The 19643-nt window shown below is 58.5% G+C and carries 22 protein-coding genes and 1 tRNA gene; 12 read left to right on the forward strand and 11 right to left on the reverse strand.

Going from position 1 to position 19643, the window contains the following annotated elements; translation table 11 throughout:
• From purC to ACIOVB_RS08030, 3 genes are all read left to right on the forward strand, one after another.
• A partial coding sequence (gene purC / locus ACIOVB_RS08020) for a phosphoribosylaminoimidazolesuccinocarboxamide synthase (RefSeq protein ID WP_401266497.1) occupies nucleotides 1-622 on the forward strand: 622 nt, incomplete at its 5' end.
• Nucleotides 623-706: 84 nt separating this feature from the next.
• A tRNA-Ser gene (locus ACIOVB_RS08025) sits at nucleotides 707-796 on the forward strand.
• Between the two features lie 490 nt (nucleotides 797-1286).
• Nucleotides 1287-2291, forward strand: coding sequence for a glycosyltransferase family 2 protein (locus ACIOVB_RS08030; RefSeq protein ID WP_401266498.1), 1005 nt, complete (start codon nucleotides 1287-1289; stop codon nucleotides 2289-2291).
• 141 nt (nucleotides 2292-2432) lie between these two features.
• Here the strand turns inward: ACIOVB_RS08030 and ACIOVB_RS08035 are convergent, their stop codons facing one another.
• Both ACIOVB_RS08035 and ACIOVB_RS08040 read right to left on the reverse strand, forming a co-directional pair.
• Nucleotides 2433-2639, reverse strand: a complete 207-nt coding sequence (locus tag ACIOVB_RS08035) for a hypothetical protein (RefSeq protein WP_401266501.1) — start codon at nucleotides 2637-2639, stop codon at nucleotides 2433-2435.
• A 151-nt stretch (nucleotides 2640-2790) separates the two neighbouring features.
• Entirely contained in the window at nucleotides 2791-2982 is a 192-nt protein-coding gene (locus ACIOVB_RS08040) for a DUF1508 domain-containing protein (protein ID WP_187680173.1), read from the reverse strand.
• Nucleotides 2983-3194: 212 nt separating this feature from the next.
• On the opposite strand from ACIOVB_RS08040, the gene ACIOVB_RS08045 reads away from it, so the two are divergent.
• Nucleotides 3195-4115: a LysR substrate-binding domain-containing protein gene (locus tag ACIOVB_RS08045; protein ID WP_187680174.1), complete on the forward strand. Its 921-nt coding sequence runs from the start codon at nucleotides 3195-3197 to the stop codon at nucleotides 4113-4115.
• Nucleotides 4116-4168: 53 nt separating this feature from the next.
• On the forward strand, nucleotides 4169-4534 hold the full coding sequence (locus ACIOVB_RS08050; RefSeq protein WP_187680175.1) for a 5-carboxymethyl-2-hydroxymuconate Delta-isomerase: 366 nt from the start codon (nucleotides 4169-4171) through the stop codon (nucleotides 4532-4534).
• Between the two features lie 3 nt (nucleotides 4535-4537).
• Here ACIOVB_RS08050 and ACIOVB_RS08055 read toward each other — a convergent pair whose 3' ends face one another.
• Nucleotides 4538-5473, reverse strand: a complete 936-nt coding sequence (locus tag ACIOVB_RS08055; protein ID WP_401266504.1) for a LysR substrate-binding domain-containing protein — start codon at nucleotides 5471-5473, stop codon at nucleotides 4538-4540.
• A 197-nt stretch (nucleotides 5474-5670) separates the two neighbouring features.
• Nucleotides 5671-6855 (reverse strand): cyanate transporter, encoded by a 1185-nt coding sequence (locus ACIOVB_RS08060; RefSeq protein WP_401266507.1) that lies wholly within the window; start codon nucleotides 6853-6855, stop codon nucleotides 5671-5673.
• A 400-nt stretch (nucleotides 6856-7255) separates the two neighbouring features.
• Between ACIOVB_RS08060 and ACIOVB_RS08065 the strand changes: the two genes are divergently transcribed.
• From ACIOVB_RS08065 to ACIOVB_RS08080, 4 genes are all read left to right on the forward strand, one after another.
• Nucleotides 7256-8905, forward strand: coding sequence for a phosphoethanolamine transferase (locus tag ACIOVB_RS08065; protein ID WP_401266509.1), 1650 nt, complete (start codon nucleotides 7256-7258; stop codon nucleotides 8903-8905).
• A 163-nt stretch (nucleotides 8906-9068) separates the two neighbouring features.
• On the forward strand, nucleotides 9069-10202 hold the full coding sequence (gene rnd, locus ACIOVB_RS08070) for a ribonuclease D (protein WP_187680179.1): 1134 nt from the start codon (nucleotides 9069-9071) through the stop codon (nucleotides 10200-10202).
• Complete coding sequence (locus tag ACIOVB_RS08075; protein ID WP_187680180.1) at nucleotides 10199-10492, forward strand: YcgL domain-containing protein; 294 nt, start codon at nucleotides 10199-10201, stop codon at nucleotides 10490-10492. The genes rnd and ACIOVB_RS08075 overlap by 4 nt, the downstream gene beginning before the upstream one ends.
• Nucleotides 10493-10597: 105 nt before the next feature.
• The gene (locus ACIOVB_RS08080; RefSeq protein WP_401266512.1) at nucleotides 10598-11530 is read left to right on the forward strand and encodes a D-2-hydroxyacid dehydrogenase; all 933 of its coding nucleotides are present in this window, start codon (nucleotides 10598-10600) and stop codon (nucleotides 11528-11530) included.
• A gap of 124 nt (nucleotides 11531-11654) precedes the next feature.
• On the opposite strand, the gene ACIOVB_RS08085 is transcribed toward ACIOVB_RS08080, so the two are convergent.
• Entirely contained in the window at nucleotides 11655-12248 is a 594-nt protein-coding gene (locus ACIOVB_RS08085) for a nitroreductase family protein (protein ID WP_305441902.1), read from the reverse strand.
• A 165-nt stretch (nucleotides 12249-12413) separates the two neighbouring features.
• On the opposite strand from ACIOVB_RS08085, the gene ACIOVB_RS08090 reads away from it, so the two are divergent.
• Together ACIOVB_RS08090 and ACIOVB_RS08095 are read left to right on the forward strand one after the other, a co-directional pair.
• Nucleotides 12414-12863 (forward strand): YcgN family cysteine cluster protein, encoded by a 450-nt coding sequence (locus tag ACIOVB_RS08090; RefSeq protein WP_122608869.1) that lies wholly within the window; start codon nucleotides 12414-12416, stop codon nucleotides 12861-12863.
• 35 nt (nucleotides 12864-12898) lie between these two features.
• Nucleotides 12899-14128: a hypothetical protein gene (locus tag ACIOVB_RS08095; protein WP_401266514.1), complete on the forward strand. Its 1230-nt coding sequence runs from the start codon at nucleotides 12899-12901 to the stop codon at nucleotides 14126-14128.
• Between the two features lie 113 nt (nucleotides 14129-14241).
• Here the strand turns inward: ACIOVB_RS08095 and ACIOVB_RS08100 are convergent, their stop codons facing one another.
• From ACIOVB_RS08100 to ACIOVB_RS08115, 4 genes are all read right to left on the reverse strand, one after another.
• Nucleotides 14242-14619, reverse strand: coding sequence for a DUF2892 domain-containing protein (locus tag ACIOVB_RS08100; RefSeq protein WP_187680184.1), 378 nt, complete (start codon nucleotides 14617-14619; stop codon nucleotides 14242-14244).
• 81 nt (nucleotides 14620-14700) lie between these two features.
• Nucleotides 14701-15171 (reverse strand): RNA methyltransferase, encoded by a 471-nt coding sequence (locus tag ACIOVB_RS08105; protein ID WP_007911337.1) that lies wholly within the window; start codon nucleotides 15169-15171, stop codon nucleotides 14701-14703.
• 101 nt (nucleotides 15172-15272) lie between these two features.
• Nucleotides 15273-15644, reverse strand: a complete 372-nt coding sequence (locus ACIOVB_RS08110; protein WP_007911336.1) for a YajD family HNH nuclease — start codon at nucleotides 15642-15644, stop codon at nucleotides 15273-15275.
• A gap of 48 nt (nucleotides 15645-15692) precedes the next feature.
• On the reverse strand, nucleotides 15693-16379 hold the full coding sequence (locus tag ACIOVB_RS08115) for a spermidine synthase (protein WP_093103748.1): 687 nt from the start codon (nucleotides 16377-16379) through the stop codon (nucleotides 15693-15695).
• A gap of 78 nt (nucleotides 16380-16457) precedes the next feature.
• Between ACIOVB_RS08115 and ACIOVB_RS08120 the strand changes: the two genes are divergently transcribed.
• Nucleotides 16458-16742 carry a hypothetical protein gene (locus ACIOVB_RS08120; RefSeq protein ID WP_187681368.1) on the forward strand — a complete coding sequence of 95 codons (285 nt, stop codon included), beginning with the start codon at nucleotides 16458-16460 and terminating at the stop codon, nucleotides 16740-16742.
• On the opposite strand, the gene ACIOVB_RS08125 is transcribed toward ACIOVB_RS08120, so the two are convergent.
• Together ACIOVB_RS08125 and ACIOVB_RS08130 are read right to left on the reverse strand one after the other, a co-directional pair.
• Nucleotides 16739-17212, reverse strand: a complete 474-nt coding sequence (locus ACIOVB_RS08125) for a cyclic nucleotide-binding domain-containing protein (RefSeq protein WP_186548822.1) — start codon at nucleotides 17210-17212, stop codon at nucleotides 16739-16741. The two genes, ACIOVB_RS08120 and ACIOVB_RS08125, sit on opposite strands and share 4 nt — an antisense overlap.
• Before the next feature lie 202 nt (nucleotides 17213-17414).
• On the reverse strand, nucleotides 17415-19469 hold the full coding sequence (locus ACIOVB_RS08130; RefSeq protein ID WP_401266519.1) for a S9 family peptidase: 2055 nt from the start codon (nucleotides 19467-19469) through the stop codon (nucleotides 17415-17417).
• Nucleotides 19470-19643: the final 174 nt, after the last annotated feature.

The raw sequence follows: 19643 nt of genomic DNA on the forward strand, positions 1-19643 counted from the left end.
CACCTCGGCGTTCGACGGCAAGCGCATCGAACAACTCGACCGCAAAGGCATGGTGAACAACAAGTTCAACGCCTTCATCATGCAGAAACTCGAAGCGGCCGGCATTCCGACCCAATTCGACAAGCTTCTGGGCGACAACGAGTGCCTGGTGAAGAAGCTCGACATGATCCCGGTCGAGTGCGTCGTGCGTAACTACGCCGCTGGCAGCCTGGTAAAACGCCTGGGCGTCGAAGAAGGCCTGAAGCTCAACCCGTACACCTTCGAGTTGTTCCTGAAAGACGACGCCAAGGGCGACCCGTTCATCAACGAATCCCACGTCGTGGCATTCGGCTGGGGCACCGCCGAGCAGTTGGTTCGCATGAAAGAACTGTCGCTCAAGGTCAACGAAGTGCTGACCAAGCTGTTCGACGACGCCGGCCTGCTGCTGGTCGACTTCAAGCTTGAGTTCGGCGTGTTCAGCGACGGCTCCATCGTCCTGGGCGACGAGTTCAGCCCGGACGGTTGCCGTCTGTGGGACAAGGACACCAAGAAGAAGATGGACAAAGACCGCTTCCGTCAGGGCCTCGGTGACGTTATCGAAGCCTACGAAGAAGTCGCCAATCGTCTGGGCGTACCGCTTTAATCGACGCAAGCATCTGATAGCACGGAAAAAATTTGCGAAAGGGGGTTCGCTTTCGGCAAAAGTGTTGTTATGATGCGCGCCGTTGGAGAGATGCCAGAGTGGCCGAATGGGACGGATTCGAAATCCGTTGTACCTTCACCGGTACCTAGGGTTCGAATCCCTATCTCTCCGCCATTACATAGAAAAAGCCCCGTAGCTGAGAAGCTGCGGGGCTTTTTTGTTTGTGCGTCTTACGTACGGGGGAGAGGTGCGTAAATTTCGCAGCCGAAAACCTCCGGGATGAAAAATTTTGGGCGGCGTTTTTTGAGCGGACAACACCCGCAAGGTGGCCCCTTTTAGCTCTTTCTGAGGTCATGTAGTCAGTCCCCGGTGTCACCCCTTCGCATAGCCCCGTCCAAGCTGGCTCGTCAACATTGAGCTATTTAATCCGTAGCGGTCGGTCGTGGCCGGCATGTATTTACCCGGCAAACAGTTAAGGGATTTATCTCCCATTGATTCAAACCGCAATCGATAAGGTAAGTCCTGCGTCTGGATGCGGATCTTGACTGCTGTGGTAGGAGAGGGGCTGCTTTTCGCTGCTCAAGTGTAGTTGGTGTATCACCGTGTTATGATGTTAAACTTATGATCGTGTTTTTTATTTTTTTAAGTTTAAAGAGCATATATCATGTTGGATTCGAAGGTCTCCGTTATTATTGCTGCATATAATGTAGAAGATTATATAGTTGAGACAATGGAGTCGCTCTTTGGGCAAACTGTTCAATCATCGGAAATCGTGATTGTTAACGATGGGTCGACGGATGGAACGCTGGCGTTAATTAATTCAAAGTATGGGCATGACAGCCGTGTAAGAATAATCACCCAAGAAAACAAGGGCGTCGGCTGCGCCCGTATGGTCGGATTCAATGCCGCTACAGGGGACTACTTGTTTTTTTGCGACCCGGATGATGTGGTAAGCCTCGATCTTTTCGAAGGCTTTAATAAAGCATTAAATGAAAACAGTGATTTAGAACTTTATTACTTCTCGAAACGCTCTTTTGTTGATTCGAGTGGCAAGCGCAATTACTTGAAGCGTGATACCGCACCTTCCCGCGAGGGTTGGTTCAGTAAGGGCGTGGAGCTGTTCGAGGATCTGATCCTCAGTAATAAATACAAGGCCACGACATGGCAGTACATTTTCAAAAAAACCATGACTGAACGCTTCGACGTGACTTTCAAGGGGCGTGCGCACGAGGATCAGTTGTTCAGCATGAACGTCTATCTTCATAGCAAGCTCTGCTATGCGACGCAGGCCGACCGATATTTCCAAAGGGTGCGCCAAGGGTCGCTGACCAATAGTGTCAAAGACGAGCACCATGTCCTGACAAGTTACGACGCTTACCGGGACACCCTGGCTGTGCTCAAGACCCACCTCCATCACTTCAGTCGCAAGCGACAGGTGGCAACGGCTTATATGAAGCGAGGTGTCACTTGGACGATCAAGGGGTGCATTCGAAACCGAGTGAGATTACCCAGCCGATTTTTTGCGCTGACACGCAAGGATTGCCACGAGTGTGGCGTGGGACGCGAGGGCGGCATGATATTGACCCTGCCGGAATGGCATTTTTTCGCGAAGAAGGTCAGCTTCGAGTTAAAGATCCGTTTGCGTCGGGGCCGTCCCCCCGTTGTCTGATTGCGGGCTTGTTCCTGAACACCTATGGATGAGTTTCGCTGCGCAACCGCAAGGTATCGCCTGCTGACTAAAGCCCCACAAATTCAAACCTGTGGGGCTTTTCCATTTCTGCAGAATCCAGAAAATTCCGCAATCACTCACTCAAGGCTGTGAGTGTCCCAGCTTGCGCTTGATCAGCTCATAAACTTCCTTGTGCGTCGAGTTATGCAGCGAATTGTCCTTGCACGCCGAGGCGAGGAAGGTTTTGACTTCGTCCTTGGCGTGCGGATAGAGGCTGGCGACGTAATCGGCTTCATGTGCTTGCGTGCAGTTGAAGTGCTTGTCGTCTTTCGCTTTGTCTCTAGCCATTGTGCGGCTCCTTTTGATTTCGAGTGATGGAATGAAGCTGGGCCGGATTGCCCCTTACGCCGGTGAGCGTAGAGGTGGAAAGCAGGCGTGCCAGTCATTCGACTAAAAAAGGAAAGTGCTGTAGGACACAGTCGCGCTTTCACTCTCGTGGTCAAATCTCCCTAACCGGCGTCTCCCCCGTTGCACCCTTGATCAGCTCGATCACATGCAAACAATCCGCCTTGTTCACGTACGACTCGCCGCTGGCGATGGTCTCGTGATTGCCTGCGCGCAGCCTCCAGCGCCATTGGCCTTTGCCGGTGCTTGGGGTGCCTCTGGATTGCCTGTAAATCTCGAAATACATTCAGTTCGCTCCATGCGATTTAATCGTGCGACAACCTGTGTGGCGCATCGACGCAAGCCTAGCGCAGGCGGTTATTTTGGCTATCGGACATTTGTTTCCAATCGTTCGCGGATGTTTCTGTGTTCATCTAAACCTCTCCTGCTGCGCATGTTGATGGACGGCAGCCCAGTAGACTTTCTACACTGCGGGCAGTCTGGGGATGGGGGCAATGGATGAACCGCAATGAACTACGCAAGGCCGATATCAACCTGATGGTGGTGTTCGAGACCTTGATGCTCGAACGCAACGTGACCCGGGCGGCAGAGAAGCTGTTTCTTGGCCAGCCAACCATCAGCTCGGCGCTCAACCGTCTACGCACGATGCTCAACGATCCGTTGTTTATCCGAGTCGGCCACCGCATGGAGCCGACGGCCCGCGCCGAGGACATCTTCCGCCACCTCAAGCCTGCGCTGGATTCGTTGTCGGTGGCGCTGAGCCTGACCCGCGATTTCGATCCGGCGATCAGCACCATGACTTTCCGCATCGGTCTGTCCGATGATGTCGAGTTCGGCCTGCTGCCGCCGCTGTTGCGTGCACTGCGCCAGGAAGCGCCGAATGTGGTGTTTGTGGTGCAACACGTCGACTACTGGCGGATTCCCGATCTGCTGGCCGCCGGCGACATCACCGTCGGTATCAGCCAGACCCGCGGCCTGCCGGCCAATGCCAAGCGCAAACTGCTGCGGCACATCCAGCCAAGCATCCTGCGTGCCGACGCCTCCGCTACACCGCTGACCCTTGATGAATATTGCGCGCGCCCGCACGTGCTGGTGTCCCACACGGCCAACGTCAGCGGTTTCGCCGACGAGTGGCTGGCAGAGCTGGGACGTACCCGTCAGGTCGTGCTGTCGGTGCCGCAATACAGCGCATTGCCGGCATTGCTGGCCGGCACGGACCTGATCGCCAGCCTGCCGGACTACACCGCCGCAGCCATGGCTACCTCCGGATTGCTGTTCAAGGAGCCGTTCCCATTCAAGACGCCGACGCTGGATCTGTCGATGGTCTGGCTCAGCCACGTCGACAGCGACCCGGCCGAGCGCTGGTTGCGTTCACGGCTTGAAGCGTTCATGAGCGAGCGGCCGATCACACCGCCCTGAGCCGGCGCTGTGTTATATGTACGCCCTTTCTGCCGACTGACTGGAGCATCCCAATGCCACACCTGCACATGGAATACACCGCCAACCTGCCGCAGTTGAACGCCGACGTCGCGTTGATCCGGCTCAACAACACGTTGGTGGGGTCCGGTCAGTTCGCAGCAGAGTTCGATATCAAGAGCCGTGCGGTAAAGGTGGAAACCTTCAAAGTGGGCACCGCCATGGGCGAGCGCGCTTTCGTGCATGTGAAGCTGGCACTGCTCAGTGGCCGTTCGCCGGGGATAAAGAAGCAGCTTTCGCAAAGCCTGCTGGCGGTGTTGCAGGATCTTTGCGAATGGCCCGCCGGCGTCGAGGTGCAGTTGTGTGTGGAACTGCTGGATATCGACCGTGAGTCCTACAGCAAAACCGCCATTGGCGTGTAAGACTCAGGCCGCTTCCAGTTCGCTGCACACCTTGATCACCTGCTCGCGCAGCCAGACGTTGGCGCTGTGCTGATCGACGCTCTGGCTCCATTGCATGTCGAGGGTGAACCCCGGCAAGCCATTAGGCGCCTCACAGTGATTAAACACCGCTTCGCTGGTCAGTAAACGCTGAATGCGCCGGGGCAGGGTGAGAATGAAGTCGGTGCCGGTGATCATCTTCAACGCAGCGCTGTAGCTGTTCGATCGCGCCACGATCTGACGCTTCTGCGCCTGCCGTGCCAGCCAGCCATCGACCATGTTGGTGGTGGAAGTCCACGGGGTCGGAAACACATGCCGACGCTCGGTGAAGGCTTGCAGGCTCAGGCGTGGTTCCAGCGGCGTGGCGCGCTTGTCGAAGACGCAGACCAGATCATCTTCCAGCAGCATCTGCGACTTCAGGTCAGTGTGGTTGCGATGAAAATTGGGGCCGAAACTGATCACCAGGTCGAGGCTGCCGTCGCGTAACTCATCGGCGGGCACGTCGGTTTCGAACTTGTGCATGTTGACTACCACCGGCAAGTCATCGAAGTCGAAGCGCTTCAACAGACGCGGCAGGATCAGTTGCTCGAAGTATTCCGGTGCGCAGATGTTGAATGTGACGGCTTGTCGGGTTGGATCAAACACCGGGGCGCCGGCGTGGCACAGGTTGATGCTTTCGAGAATTTTCTGCACATGGCCGTACATGCTGCTGGCCTTGTAGGTCGGGCGCATGCCGGTGCGGGTGTTGATGAACAGTTCGTCTTCGAAACTGGTGCGCAGTTTTTTCAGGCAGTAACTGACGGTGGACTGGCTGACAAACAGCGTTTCCGAAACATCGGTGACGCTGCTCTGCTCATACACGGCGATAAACACCATGAGATCCTGCATGTCGAGCTTTCGAAGCAAGTTACTGTTCAGCATCCGTTCTGTCTCGCTGTGCTCCTTGCGCTGAATCCGCGCAAACGTGTGCGAATGATCCTAACGGAACGATGGTGCCAGGAGAACGCCCTGTAGGACATTTCACGGATACATGTGGGACAGAAAGTTTTAGGAACACGACGTCATTGATCAATGTGCGCAAAGATGGCCAGAGGCCTCTAGCTCGCGCGCCTCTGCAATCATTGAATATGCCGCGCGTACTGCCGGGGATCGAAGCGCAACACCATCAGGAGCATGGCCACCATCACTGCAGTCAGTGCCCACCAAGCCCATTCGAAGCTGCCCAGTTGATCGCGAGCCATCCCGGCGAGTAGCGGCGAGAGACCGGCAATCAGATACCCAATGCCCTGCACGAATGCAGTCAGGTTTCCGGCGCGCTGAGGATTGTCTAGGTGGTCGAGCGAGACGATCAGGCTCATCGGGAATAACCCGCCGATGCCCAGGCCCAGCAAGCAGGGCCACAGCAGACTGAGGTGTTGGGGGCTGAGGGTCAGGCCACAGAAACCGGTGATGATCAGGCCGAGCAGCGCCATCAGCACCACGCGCCGGTCTCGGCTACGGTTGGCGATGGGCGGCACTATCAGTCCGGAAATTACCTCCATGGCTGTCATAAAACCCAACAACAGACCGGCGCTTTGTTCGCTCCAGCCTTTTTCAACGTAGTAGGGCGCCAGCCAGGCGAGCACACAGGTGTAGGACGCAGTCCCCAGACCGAAGAAGATTGCGAGTAACCAGGCGCGGGAATTGGCGAAAAACGATTCTTTCTTCGCCACACCGGTCATGGCGTTTGGCAATTGCCAACGTTGCAACCACCAGAACACCAATGCCAGCAGCGCCAGTGCTGCCCAAATGGCTAAGCCGAGGCGCCAGCTACCGGTTTGCACCATCACCCGTGGGGCGAACGAGGCCGCAAGCGCCGCGCCGCCCATGATCGACGTCACGTACAAGCCCATGCACAGCGCCACATTATTGGGGAAGTGCGACTTGATCAGCGCCGGCATCAACGCCTGAATCAAGGCAATGCCAATCCCCGCCAGCACGGCGCTGACAATCAACTCTGCCGCCGAATCGACAAACAGCCGCGACAGTGTCGCCAATGCAATGATCAGCAGCGACAGCAACACCGTGCGCTGTTCACCCAGTCGTTGGCTGATGCCGATGCCGAAGAACATCGCCAGACCCATGGCCATCACTGGCAGCATGGTCAGCAACGACGCGACGCTGAAGTTCAACGCAATGTCGCCGCGAATTGCCGACAGCAGCGGCCCGATGGCCGCCATCGACGGGCGCAGATTGAGCGCGACTAGAATGATTGAAAGCATCAGCCAAGTAGCGGGGCGGGAAGTGGTGCGGGCGTTTTCCATCTTCAGACCTTTGATGCTGGGGACTGAGGATTAGGCGCGTCACTGCCTGACTCGGGCAAACCAGAAAATCCGCAGCAGTATTTGAAAACTCGATAACACCCGATCACTTGTAGGCGTGAACCTGCTCGCGAAAGCGGGCTGCCTGTCTATGCAGTAGTGGCTGTCACACCGCAATCGCGAGCAGGCTCACTCCCACAGGTAAAGCCGTGCTGTTTTTCTGAACGAGAACTGAATCATTCTCAAACACTTCACAAGTTTGGATGTAATACCCAGGGCCAACTAATTGTTGGCGTCTTTTTCACAAAAAATTGATGGTTGCGCGCCTAAAGTTTGTCATGCCCTGGTTAATGAATTTTTCACAGTTAGTCACAGCTCTTCTTTTCAGGAATTGCCAACCTCTATGTTGAAGTTAAAAGCCGTGCGCCCGGAATGGGTGACGTTGATTGCCAGCGCCTTTCTTTTGCTCGGCTTCAACTTTGTGCTCTGGCAGCACCTCTTCGAGATCACCGCCGCAGACGGCAAGGGCATCGCCATGCGCGTGGCTTTCGGGGTGATGATCTTCGCGGCGTTCAACATCGTGCTGACGTTTCTGGCCTTCCGCCCGCTGCTTAAACCGGTGCTGACGTTGATGTTTTTGATCAGCGCCGGTGTGGCTTATTTCATGAGCCAATATGGCGTGATGATTGATGCGGGTATGTTGCGTAACTTTGCTGAGACCAATGTTACGGAAGTGCGTGATCTGCTGTCGTTTAAGTTGTTCGCTTATATATTCCTGCTCGGAGTTTTACCGTCCTGGTTGTTATGGAAAGTGCCGGTCAGCTATCGTCGCTGGCATCATGAGTTGCTCAGCAAAGTTATCGTCAGCGTGGCGTCGGTTGCGGTCATCGGTGGGGTGGCGCTGGTCAACTATCAAGGCCTGTCGTCGCTGTTTCGCAATCACCATGAGTTGCGTTTGATGCTGGTGCCGAGCAACTACATTGGCGCCTCGGCCGGTTACCTGCGTGAGCAGGTTGTCTCGGCGCAGCAACCCTTCGTCAAGATCGGTGAAGACGCGCAGCGCAACCCGGATCTGCATCTTCAGCCGCGCAAATCCCTGACCGTGCTGGTGGTGGGTGAAAGTGCCCGTGCCGAGAACTTCGGCATTCTCGGCTACGACCGAGACACCACGCCGAAGCTGGACCAGGAAGCGGGGCTGATCGCCTTCACCGATGTGCATTCATGCGGCACTGAAACAGCCGTCTCGGTGCCGTGCATGTTCTCCAACATGGGCCGCAAGGATTACGACGCCAGTAAAGCCAAGAACGAAGAAGGCCTGCTTGATGTGCTCAAACGTGCTGGCATCGACGTGATCTGGCGCGATAACCAGTCCGGCTGCAAGGGCACTTGTGATCGTGTCACCTTGCAGGATGTCAGCAATTTGAAAGACCCGACGCTGTGCGCCAACAGTGAATGCCGCGACGAAATCCTGCTGCAAGGTCTGCAAAGCTTTATCGATCATCTGGACAAGGACACCGTGTTGGTCCTGCACCAGATGGGCAGCCACGGCCCTGAGTACTTCAAGCGTTATCCAAAGGAGTACGAGCACTTCACGCCTGTCTGTGAAAGCAATGCACTGAACAATTGCAGCCGCGAAAGTATCGTCAACGGTTACGACAATACGCTGGTCTACACCGACCATGTGCTGTCGAGCCTGATTGATGTGTTGCGTAACAATCAGGACAAAGTTGATACCGCGATGTTGTACCTGTCCGATCACGGCGAGTCGCTGGGCGAGTACAACCTGTTCCTGCACGGCACGCCTTACATGCTGGCGCCGGAGCAACAGAAACATGTCGCGATGCTGGCGTGGTTCTCCGACAACTATCAGAAAGCCTATTCGGTCGACACCCATTGTCTGCAAATGAGCCGCGACAAACCGCTGAGCCAGGACAACCTGTTCCATTCGATGCTTGGCCTGCTGGAAGTGCGCAGCAAGGTGTATCAGCCGGGTCTGGATATGTTCGCCGGTTGCCGTGGTGCAGTGATCGACGGCGTGTTGGCCAAGGACTGAACCGCTTCGGGCCTGTCGTCCTGACACGACGGGCCTGTCTGTTTCCTCTGTCAGACTATTCTTGCTCTCTGGCAGGACATTTCGTTACAGCTCTTGCCCTTCGCAGGCGCGTAAATCGCCAGTGGCGATATATACTGCGCGCCATTCTTCAAGGGAGAGCCGTGTGGCCATCGATATTCACTGGATTCGCGACAACGAAAGCCTCGCGCAATTTTGCGCCGAGTGGCAGCAGCTGCCTTTCGTGGCCCTCGACACCGAATTCATGCGGGTCGACACCTTCTACCCGATTGCCGGTCTGTTGCAGGTTGGCGACGGCAAACGCGCCTATCTGATTGATCCGCTGACCATCAATGCCTGGCAACCGCTGGCCGCCTTGCTGGAAAACCCGGCGGTGCTCAAGGTCTTGCACGCGTGCAGCGAAGATCTCGAAGTCCTGTTGCGTCTGACCGGCAGCTTGCCGGCACCGATGTTCGACACCCAACTGGGCGCCGCTTATCTGAACCTCGGGTTCTCGATGGGTTACTCGCGTTTGGTGCAGGCCGTACTCGGCATCGAACTGCCGAAGGGCGAAACCCGCTCTGACTGGTTGCAGCGTCCTTTGTCCGACACGCAAATCAGTTACGCCGCCGAAGATGCCGTGCATCTGGCAGAGGTTTTCGTACAACTGCGGCCGAAACTGTCTGACGACAAATTTGCCTGGGTGCTGGAGGACGGCGCCGAACTGGTCGCCAACCTGCGTCGGGAAACCGATCCGTATGAGGTTTATCGCGAGGCCAAACTGGCGTGGAAACTGTCCCGTGCGCAACTGGCCGTGCTGCGCGAGTTGTGCGCCTGGCGCGAGCGCGAAGCCCGCGCCCGCGACCTGCCGCGCAACCGTATCGTCCGTGAGCACTCGCTGTGGCCGCTGGCCCGCACGCAACCGGACTCCCTCAGTGCGCTGGGCAAGATCGAAGACATGCACCCGCGTACCGTGCGTCAGGACGGTGAATTTCTGCTTGATCTGATCAAGCGCTCTGGCAGTGTGGGGCCTGATCAATGGCCGCCCGCTGTGCCAGAGCCGTTGCCGATCGAAGCGGCTGCGTTGATCAAGCAACTGCGCGCCCTGGGGCAGGCCGAGGCCGAGCGCCTGGGCATCGCGCCAGAACTGATGCTGCGCAAGAAAACCCTCGAAGCGCTGGTCAAAAGCGGCTTTCCTGAGGGTCCTTACCAATTGCCTGAGTCGCTGCGTGGCTGGCGCCGCGAACTCATGGGTCAGAAGCTGCTCGACAGCCTGGCCACCGCCGGAGAACAGCCTTGAAACGTATTTGCTCTATTTACCAAAGCTCGAAGCGCAGCGGCATGTATCTCTACGTGCTCAAGAGCGATGAGTTGGAACGTGTGCCCGAGGCGTTGATGGCGGCCTTCGGCAAAGCCATTTTTGCCTTTAGCCTGGTGTTGACTCCCGAGCGCAAATTGGCCAGCGAGGACATCGTCGTTGTCCTGGAAAACCTCGACAAACAGGGTTATCACCTGCAAATGCCGCCTGCCGAGGACGAGTACATCGAACACTTGCCCGAAGAGTTGCTGCGACGCAACGACCCGATGTGATCTGCAAGGCCCTGTTCTGGGCCTTTGTTAACTCTGGAACTGTTTTTACCGCGATGGCCACCCTGAATCCGGTGGCCGTCTGCACGGTTTGCGAAAGGTTTGAAGATGCGCGTTCTGATTGCTGAACACGACCACGCGATATACGCCCGGCTGCTGCAACAGGCAGCGCCGGAACTCGAAGTGCTGACCAGCGGCGACTCCGCTGAACTGGCCCGCAAGGCCGCCGATTGCCCGGTGTGGCTGGGGCAACCGGATCTGCTCGCGACCCTGTTGCGGCAGGGCCATCAACCGCAATGGCTGCAGTCGACCTGGGCCGGCATCACGCCGCTGCTCGCCGACGGCCTGCGCCGGGATTACCGCTTGACCCGCGCGGTGGGGATTTTTGGCCAGGTGATGGCCGAATACGTGCTGACTTACATGCTCGGCCACGAACGCGAAGTACTGGCGCGACTGGTCAGCCAGGTCGAGCGCAAGTGGGACAACCGCACCGGCCAGAGCCTGGTCGGGCGCAAGGTGCTGATTGTTGGCACCGGTGATATTGGCCTGAGCGTGGCGCAGTTTCTGTTGCCGTTCGGCGTCGAACTGTACGGCATCGCCAGCAGCGCACGGGAGCAGGCACCGTTTGTTGAAGTCGGGTCGATGGCCGATCTGCCACGGCTGGTGGGCGAAGTGGACTACGTGGTCAATCTGCTGCCGAACACGGCGCATACCCATGATGTTTACGACGCAGCGCTGTTCAAACAATTCAAGCCGACCGGGTTGTTCATCAACGTCGGGCGTGGTGTAGCGGTGGTTGATGCCGATCTGGTAGAGGCCCTCAAGGAAGGGCATCTGGCGGGTGCGGTGATCGACGTTTGCCGTCAGGAACCGTTGCCGCAGCGTCATCCGTTCTGGACGGCGTGGGGCCTGCTGCTGACCGGTCACAGCTCGGCACCGACTTCACCGGCGTTGATGGTGCAGTTGTTTGTCGAGAACCTGAAGGCGTATCAGGCGGGCGAACCGTTGCGTGGGGAAGTGGATTTCACACGCGGTTACTGATTCAACGTAATAAAAACTGTGGGAGCGAGCCTGCTCGCGAAGAGGGCGTGTCAGTCGACATCAATGTTGATTGACACAGCGCTTTCGCGAGCAGGCTCGCTCCCACATTGTTTTTTGTGATGGCTTAAAGGGTGAAGTCGCCTTCAGCCGCCAATTCGCTCAGCGGGCGACGCGGGCTTGGTTCTTCGCGTGCTTGCAGGTACTCGGCCAAGGTCGATTTGTCACCCAACTTGCCCACCGCAACGGCGGCATGCAGGGCATAACCCTCAGGAATATTCAGTTCCTTGCGCGTCAGCTCCTGATCGAAGCCGGCCATGCCGTGGGTGTGCCAGCCGCTGATGCTCGCTTGCAGCGCCAGATGGCCCCATGCCGAACCGGTGTCGAACGTGCTCCACAGCGCCGGCGTCTCTTCAGTGGCGCCCGGCACGGCGAAAGTGGTTTTCGAGATCACGATCACCAGCGCCGAAGCGTGTTGCGCCCAGCCGCGGTTGAACTCGTTCAGCAGGCCCAGATAACGCTCCCAGTTCGGCGTATCGCGACGCGCGTAGAGAAAACGCCACGGCTGTGAGTTGTAGGCCGATGGTGCCCAACGCGCGGCTTCGAAGAAGCTCAGCAGGGTTTCTTCCGGGATCGCTTCACCGGTGAAGGCGCGGGGTGACCAGCGATCAGTGAACTGCGGGTGAATGGCGTAATCGGCGACGCGAGGGTTGGCACTCATCAAGAGATTCCTTGCTACGTTTGAGTAATAAAACCGTGGCAAAACCCTACTTGGCGGCGATTGGGCTGACAAGCACGATTTACCGACAGTCGCCAGCGCTTGGCCCGCAAGGCCTTGGGCACTAGACTGGCGGCCTTTTCACCATCTGATGTTGATGCTTGAGCCATGGCCGCCAAAGTCGAACCGTTCTGGATACGCAAAACCCTCGATCAGCTGGATCACGAGGAGTGGGAATCGCTGTGCGACGGCTGCGGTCTGTGCTGCCTGCAAAAGCTCGAAGATGAAGAAGACAACAGCGTCTATTACACGCGCATTGCCTGCAAACTGCTGGACCTTAAGACCTGCCAGTGCAGCGATTACCCGAATCGCCTCAAGTTTGTCCCGGACTGCATCCAGCTCACCCCGGGCCAGGCTGAAGAATTCAAATGGTTGCCACCAACCTGCGGTTATCGACTGGTCAGCGAAGGCAAGGATCTGCCGCTGTGGCACCACTTGGTCTGCGGCGACCGCGATGCAGTGCACCACGAGCGTATTTCCCAGTCCGGGCGCATGCTCGCCGAAGGCAGCGTGCCTGAGGATGACTGGGAAGATCACCTGATTTTCCGGGCTGGCTAGACGCCCACCGATTCCAGTTTCAACAAGGAGTGTGTATGGCTGTGGGATTGCGGCGGGGGTTGATCGCCGGGCTGCTGGCGCTGAGCGCCCCTGTGTGGGCTGCGAAGAAAGTCGATCTGGATTATCACGTGCGCCTGTTGCCGCAGAGCGATCAGGCCGAAGTGCGCCTGACCCTGGCCAAAGGCGAAGCCGTACGCAGCCTGGATTTCGACCTCGGCGACGGCAGTCATTACAGCGACTTCAAGGCCGACGGCCAATGGCTGCTGACACCGGGCAAGCAGGCACGCGGCGTCTGGCGTCCGGCCAGCGACAAGTCCAGCCTGACCTACCGCGTGCGCATCAGCCACGGCCGCAAGAACGGCAGCTTCGACACGCGCATGACCCCTACTTGGGCTTTGATGCGCGGCGACGAACTGGTGCCGCCGGCCAAACTTGATCAGCAGGACGGCACCGAACTGGTCTCGCGCCTGCAGTTCGAATTGCCTGACGGCTGGACAAGCATCGAAACCGCTTGGCCGCGCGTCGGCAAAAACAAATTCCGCATCGACAACCCCTCGCGTCTGTTCGACCGCCCGACCGGGTGGATGCTCGCCGGGCACTTGGGCAGCCGCCGCACGCGTCTGGGCGAAACCGAAGTCACCGTGGCCTCGCCGCAAGGGCAGGGCATGCGCCGGATGGATGTGCTGACCTTGCTCACCTTCGTCTGGCCTCAGGTTCAAGCCCTATATCCACGGCATCCCACGAAACTGTTGATCGTCGGCGCCAACGACCCGATGTGGCGCGGCAGCCTCGGCGCGCACGAATCGATTTACCTCAACACGCGGTTGCCGCTGGTCAGCGAAAGCGGCAGCAGTGCGCTGGTACGCGAGTTGGCGCAGGTGTTCGGGCGGATCAATGACGAGCAGCGCAGTGACTGGATCAGTGAGGGTTTTGCCGAGTATTACGCGATCGAACTGGTGCGCCGGGCTGGCGGCATGAGTGACGAGCGTTATCAGAGTTTGCAGGCGAAATTGGCCAAGGATGGCGCAAAGGTCACAACGCTGCGCGGCGAGCAGGTCAGCCCGGCGCAAATCTCAAAAGCGGTAATTGTGTTGCAGGAGCTGGATGGCGAGATTCGCCTGAAGACGCGCAACAAGCGTTCACTGGATGATGTGTTGCGCGGGGCGATGCATCTGGGGACGGTGAGTACCAAAGCGTTTGTGCAACTGGCCGAGAGTGTTCTTGGCGAGTCCTCCAAAGTGCTTGATACCGCGTTGCTTCAGTAATATCCCCATTCGCGAGCAGGCTCGCTCCCACACTGGTTTTGTGTTCGACAAAGATTAAATGTGGGAGCGAGCCTGCTCGCGAAGAGGCCACAGGCCTTACAACAAATTCAGGATCAAACCCCGGCTTTCGGCGATTTCACCGAATCATTACCAGTCACCGTCGCCGTGCTGGTCGCCGCCTCGGCATTGGCTTTGAGCTTGCTCAGCTCTTCTCCGGCCCGCTCGATCTTGGCCCGCACGTTATTCATGTCCTGACGGCTTTTCTCAAACAGGCTTTTTACCGAACTGTGCCCGGTGATCCCGCGAGCCATGGCCACACCGCCAATCGCCACCTGAATCAGACCGAACACCCCGCCACGGCGCAGGCCCTTGCCGACCATGATCACGCCACCGGCCAGCGAGCCGATGCGCTCCCAGCCTTCGACGTTCTGCTCGGTACGAGTCTGGAACGGGGTGGATTCGATACGCTCGACGCGTTTGAGCTCGGTCATGATCTTTCTCCAGGTAATGAGTAATGGATAAACAAGCTGACTGCCGGAGCGGTCAGCTTGTTCCATCGGATGTGCGACGCTTCAGCGGAATTTCGGTCCGGAGCGAGTATTCAGGCCCTTGGCCATGCGGTCGTAGAGCACGACATTGACGGTGGCGGCGAGGTTCATGCAACCGGTGGTCGGGATGTACACGACGTCTTCGCACCAGTCGCGGATCTCTTTATCCAGCGAGCCGTCTTCCGGGCCGAAGATGTACAGGGCGCGATCCGGGTGGGTGTATTCCGGCAGAGGGCGGGCGCCTTCGACCAGTTCCACGGCGACCGGTACGCAATTGAGCGGGAGGATCTTTTTCAGATCGTCGATGCCGATCAGCGGGATGTCGTAGTGCACGCGCTTGGTGTCGGTAACGAAATCGGCGGCGCGTTCATAACGCTTGCCGGTGTAAAACACCGACGCCACGCCGTAACAGCCTGCGGCGCGCATCACCGAACCGACGTTCTCCGGTGATTTGGGGTTGTACAAACCAATGCAGCTGTAACGTTTGTCTGCCACGAGCGGGGTGCCTTCGGGAAAAAGAGCGCGATTATACGGGGATTGGGGGAGGGCGGGCACTGATCGTTCCCACGCAGAGCGTGGGAACGATCATGGCTGGTTCAGTCTTCTTTCTTCATCAACCCGGCCAGTGCGGCGAACGGGTTGTGCGTCGCCTTGGCGATTTTCGGCGTGCTCAGCGAGCCTTCGCTGAAGTATTGCTGATCGGTGTAGCGCGAGTGTTCGTTGTCGTGGCAGTACAGGCACAACAGCTCCCAGTTCGAGCCGTCCTGCGGGTTGTTGTCGTGGTTGTGGTCACGGTGGTGCACGGTCAGTTCGCTCAGGCGCTTGCCGGAAAATTCACGGGTGCAGCGGCCACAGACGTGCGGGTACATCTTCAGGGCCTTGTCGCGATAGCCCATTTCCTTGTCGCGCTGGTTGTCGGCGAGGATGCGATCCAGCTTCGACGTATTGGTTGGGGTGGACGAACTCATGGGTTCACCTTTGTAGAAGACTAATGACGGTTATGTACAGAGTTTAGCTCAGCCCTTGAGCTTCTCGGCAATCCAGATCGTGTGGCGAGTGCCCTTGTTGCCGTGGGCGAAGACCTGCACTTCCTCAGCCTTGAAACCGGCCTTCTTCAATTTGTCGGAAAACTGCCGGTCAGCGCTGGCCGACCACACGGCCAGCACCCCTTTCGGGCGCAGTGCCTTGGCGCAGGCATTCAGGCCCGCGGCGGAATACAGCCAACTGTTGGCCTTTTGCGTCAGGCCTTCGGGGCCGTTGTCGACGTCGAGCATGATCGCGTCGAAGCCGTTCGGCTCGCTTTGCAGGACGTTGGCCACGTCTTCCTGACGAATCACCGTGCGCGGATCGAGCAGCGGCCGGCCGGACTTTTCACCGAGCGGGCCACGGTTCCACTCGACCACGCCCGGCACGAGTTCGGCGACCACCACTTCAGCGCTCTTGCCCAGATGCTTGAGCGCCGAGGCGAGGGTGAAACCCATGCCCAGCCCGCCGATCAGCACCCGCGAGTCCGGCCGGCCGGCAACCTTGCGGCAAGGGATTTCGGCCAGCGCATCTTCAGAGCCGTGCATGCGCGTGTTCATCAGTTGCCCGCCGTCGCCGCCCTGGATCTTGATGACGAAATCCTCGCCATACTCGAACAGGCACAGGGCACCGCCGCTTTCAGGGATCGGGGTGGTGTCGAGCAGAACGAAACGTTTCATGGAAATCTCTACAAGGGGGAAGGCAAGCAGGCCCGTTGGGAGTAGCCTGAGCGCAGACTAAGGCCAACGGAGCCCTTGATGAAGCGCACCATTCTAACGGTCATTGCCCTGGCCGCGCTCTCGATAACTGCAGTGCAGGCGCAGCAGACCATTCCGGTCAGCCCGGCGCCGCAGCCCGGCTCGCCCGGCACCGCAACGCCAACCCCATATCCACAGATCACGCCGATCAACATCCCCAAGTCGGGCGCCGGCAGTGGCAGCCCGCCGCTGGTGCCGATCGAAATGCCCAGCCCACCAATCAAGGATCAACCGGTGCCGGGTATTGAACAGACCGGCACCAAGATCAAATCCCCCGGCGGTTAAACCTGTTGCGCCGCCAGTTGGCCGTCGGCCATGCGCAAGCGTTTGGACAGGGAGACGGCGAGGGCGCGGATGATCTTGGCGGCGATTTTCGGCGCGTCGTTGAGCATTTTTTCCAGCGAGTCCTTGCCCAGATTGAGCAACTGGCAATTGCTCGCCGCCACGCAAGTGGCCGAGCGCCGTTCGCCGTCGAGCACGGCCATTTCCCCGAACGCCCGACCGCTGCGCAGGGTGGCCATGGTGATGACCTGACCGTCGGCACCGGTTTTCTGCACGGCGACCTGGCCGGTGTGGAGGATGCACATGAAACTGCCAGCATCGCCCTCACGGAAAATTGCTTCGCCTTCAGCCACGGTGCTGATGCTGAAGTAGCCGGAGGCGGCGGCGAAGTCGGCCAGTTGCAATTGGTCGAACAGGCCGCAGTCCATCAGCCAGTCGCGGATTTCGTTGTTCAGTAAGGTCGGTTCTGACATGTCGTTGCGATCTTATTTTGTGTTCACTGATTTCAGGCGCTGCACGGTTCCAGTGTAGGAGCTGCCGAAGGCTGCGATCTTTTGATCTTGCCTGTCTGAAAATCAAAATCAAAAGATCGCAGCCTTCGGCAGCTCCTACATGGAACTGTAGGTATCGGCCTCTTGGGTCTTGAGTTAAGACCCAAGTGACCGACGGAGTTCCTCAGGCCAGCCCCAGAACCTTGAAAACAAATGCATATTCGAGCGCTACGTCACGTAATCCCTGATAGCGCCCGCTCATTCCGCCGTGGCCGGCGCCCAGTTCAGTCTTGAGCAGCAGCACGTTGTTGTCGGTTTTGGTCGCTCGCAACTTCGCCACCCACTTGGCCGCTTCCCAGTACTGCACGCGGCTGTCGTTGTAGCCGGCGATCACCAGTGTCGCGGGATAGGCCTGCGCAGTGACGTTTTCGTAAGGCGCATAGGCCTTGATCCGCTCGTAGACGTCCGGCTCCTCAGGGTTGCCCCACTCGTCGTATTCAGTGACGGTCAGCGGCAGTTCAGGGTCGAGCATGGTGTTGAGCACATCGACGAACGGTACTTCGGCAATCGCCACGCCAAACAGATCCGGACGCTGGTTGAGCACCGCGCCAATCAACAAACCGCCGGCGCTGCCGCCGCTGATCGCCAGTTTTTCAGCCGTGGTGATGCCGTTGAGGATCAGGAATTCGGCGCAGGCGATAAAGTCGCTGAAGGTGTTGTGCTTGTGTTCCTGCTTGCCGGCGCGATACCAGGCTTCGCCCAACTCGCCGCCGCCACGTACGTGGGCGATGGCAAAGGCCATGCCGCGATCGAGCAGGCTCAAGCGTGCGTGGGAAAACCATGGGTCGAGGCTCGAACCGTAAGCACCGTAACCGTACAGGTACAGCGGCACCGGTTTGCCGACCATTTCGCGTTTCATCACCAGACTGATCGGCACTTGCGTTCCGTCCGGCGCGGTGGCCCAAAGGCGCTGGCTAACGTAAGCGTCAGCATCGAACGGGCCGAGTACCGGTGTTTCTTTCAGAACAGTCTGTTCGCCGCTGGCGAGGATCAACTGGCGAACCTGCGCCGGGCGATTGAGTGCCTCGTAGCGCAGGCGGATACGATCGCTTTCAAACTCCAGGCTGTTTTGCACATAGAGGCTGTAGGCCGCGTCCGGCAATTGCACGCGATAAGGCGCCAGACCGTGTGGGTGAACTTCGATGATCGGCAAGCCACCTTCGCGCAGGCTCAGGGTCATGGCCTCGGTATTGAGGCTCACGCCATCGAGCATCACCTCGTCGCTGTGCGGGATCAGGTTCTGCCAGTCGGCCTCAGTTGGGGCGACGCCAGTGTCCGGTGCCTGATACAAGGCGTAGTTGATGCCGTCGCGGTTGGTGCGGATGAACCACGTCCATGTGCCATCGAGCAGGCCGTGGTCGACGTCGTATTCGTGATCTTCGACGCGTGGTGCCAGGCAGGTGAACGGCAGGTGCGGCTGGCTGGCGTCCAGTGCCCAGACTTCGCTGGTGGTCTTGCTGCCCAGCGACAGCAGCAATTGCTGTTCGGAGCTGGATCGGTAGCAATGCAGGAAGAAACGCCCGTCCGGCTCGTGGAAGACTTCTTCAGCGGCAGTGCCGTCGAGGCGATAACGGAACAACTTGTGCGGGCGGTGGGTGTCGTCGAGCACGCCGAAGAACAGCGTCAGACTGTCGTTGGCCCAGGTCATGCTGCCGTCGCAGTCCTCGAATTCCAGTTCGCTGACCTTGTCGTTGGACAGTTCCTTGACGAACAGCGTGTAGATCTCATCGCCCGAGGCATCAACGCTGTAGGCCAGGCGCTGGTGATCGGGGCTGATGCTGAACGCGCCCAGGGAAAAGAATCCGCCATTGGCCAGCACGTTCGGGTCGAGCAGCAGTTGCTCGCGGCTTTCGTCGAGGGTCAGGCTGTCGTCCGCCGGGCGCGGGCAGCGGTAATGCCGGGCATATTCGTCGCCCGCTGTGGTGCGCGTGTAATACAGGTACGGCCCCCAAGGGGAGGGCAGGGACAGATCGGTTTCGAGAATCCGGCCCTTGATCTCTTCGAACAGGGTTTCGCGCAGTTCGGCCTGATCGGCGGTTTGCGCTTCTTGGTAGGCGTTTTCGGCCTTGAGGTAGTCGAGCACCGCATCGGTGTCGCGCTCTTGCAGCCAGGCATACGGGTCGGCGCCGGCCGCCTTGTGGGCAATCGGGGCGCTGATGACGTTGGCGGATTCGGGCATGGAAGGCTCTCGGACAATATTCGGAAAAGGGATTTCGCAGCGCTTGAGACTGATGCTCTCACAGGGATTGCTGCTCGCCGTCTGGCATTGGGACAAGCCTGGCGGGCGAAAAGTCGTTACTATAAGCGCCTCTGTGCGACACGCGTAGCGTGTCTCCGAACTTCGGGGTGCAAA

It is taken from the genome of Pseudomonas sp. NPDC087639 (genome assembly GCF_044743385.1).
GTDB lineage: Bacteria > Pseudomonadota > Gammaproteobacteria > Pseudomonadales > Pseudomonadaceae > Aquipseudomonas.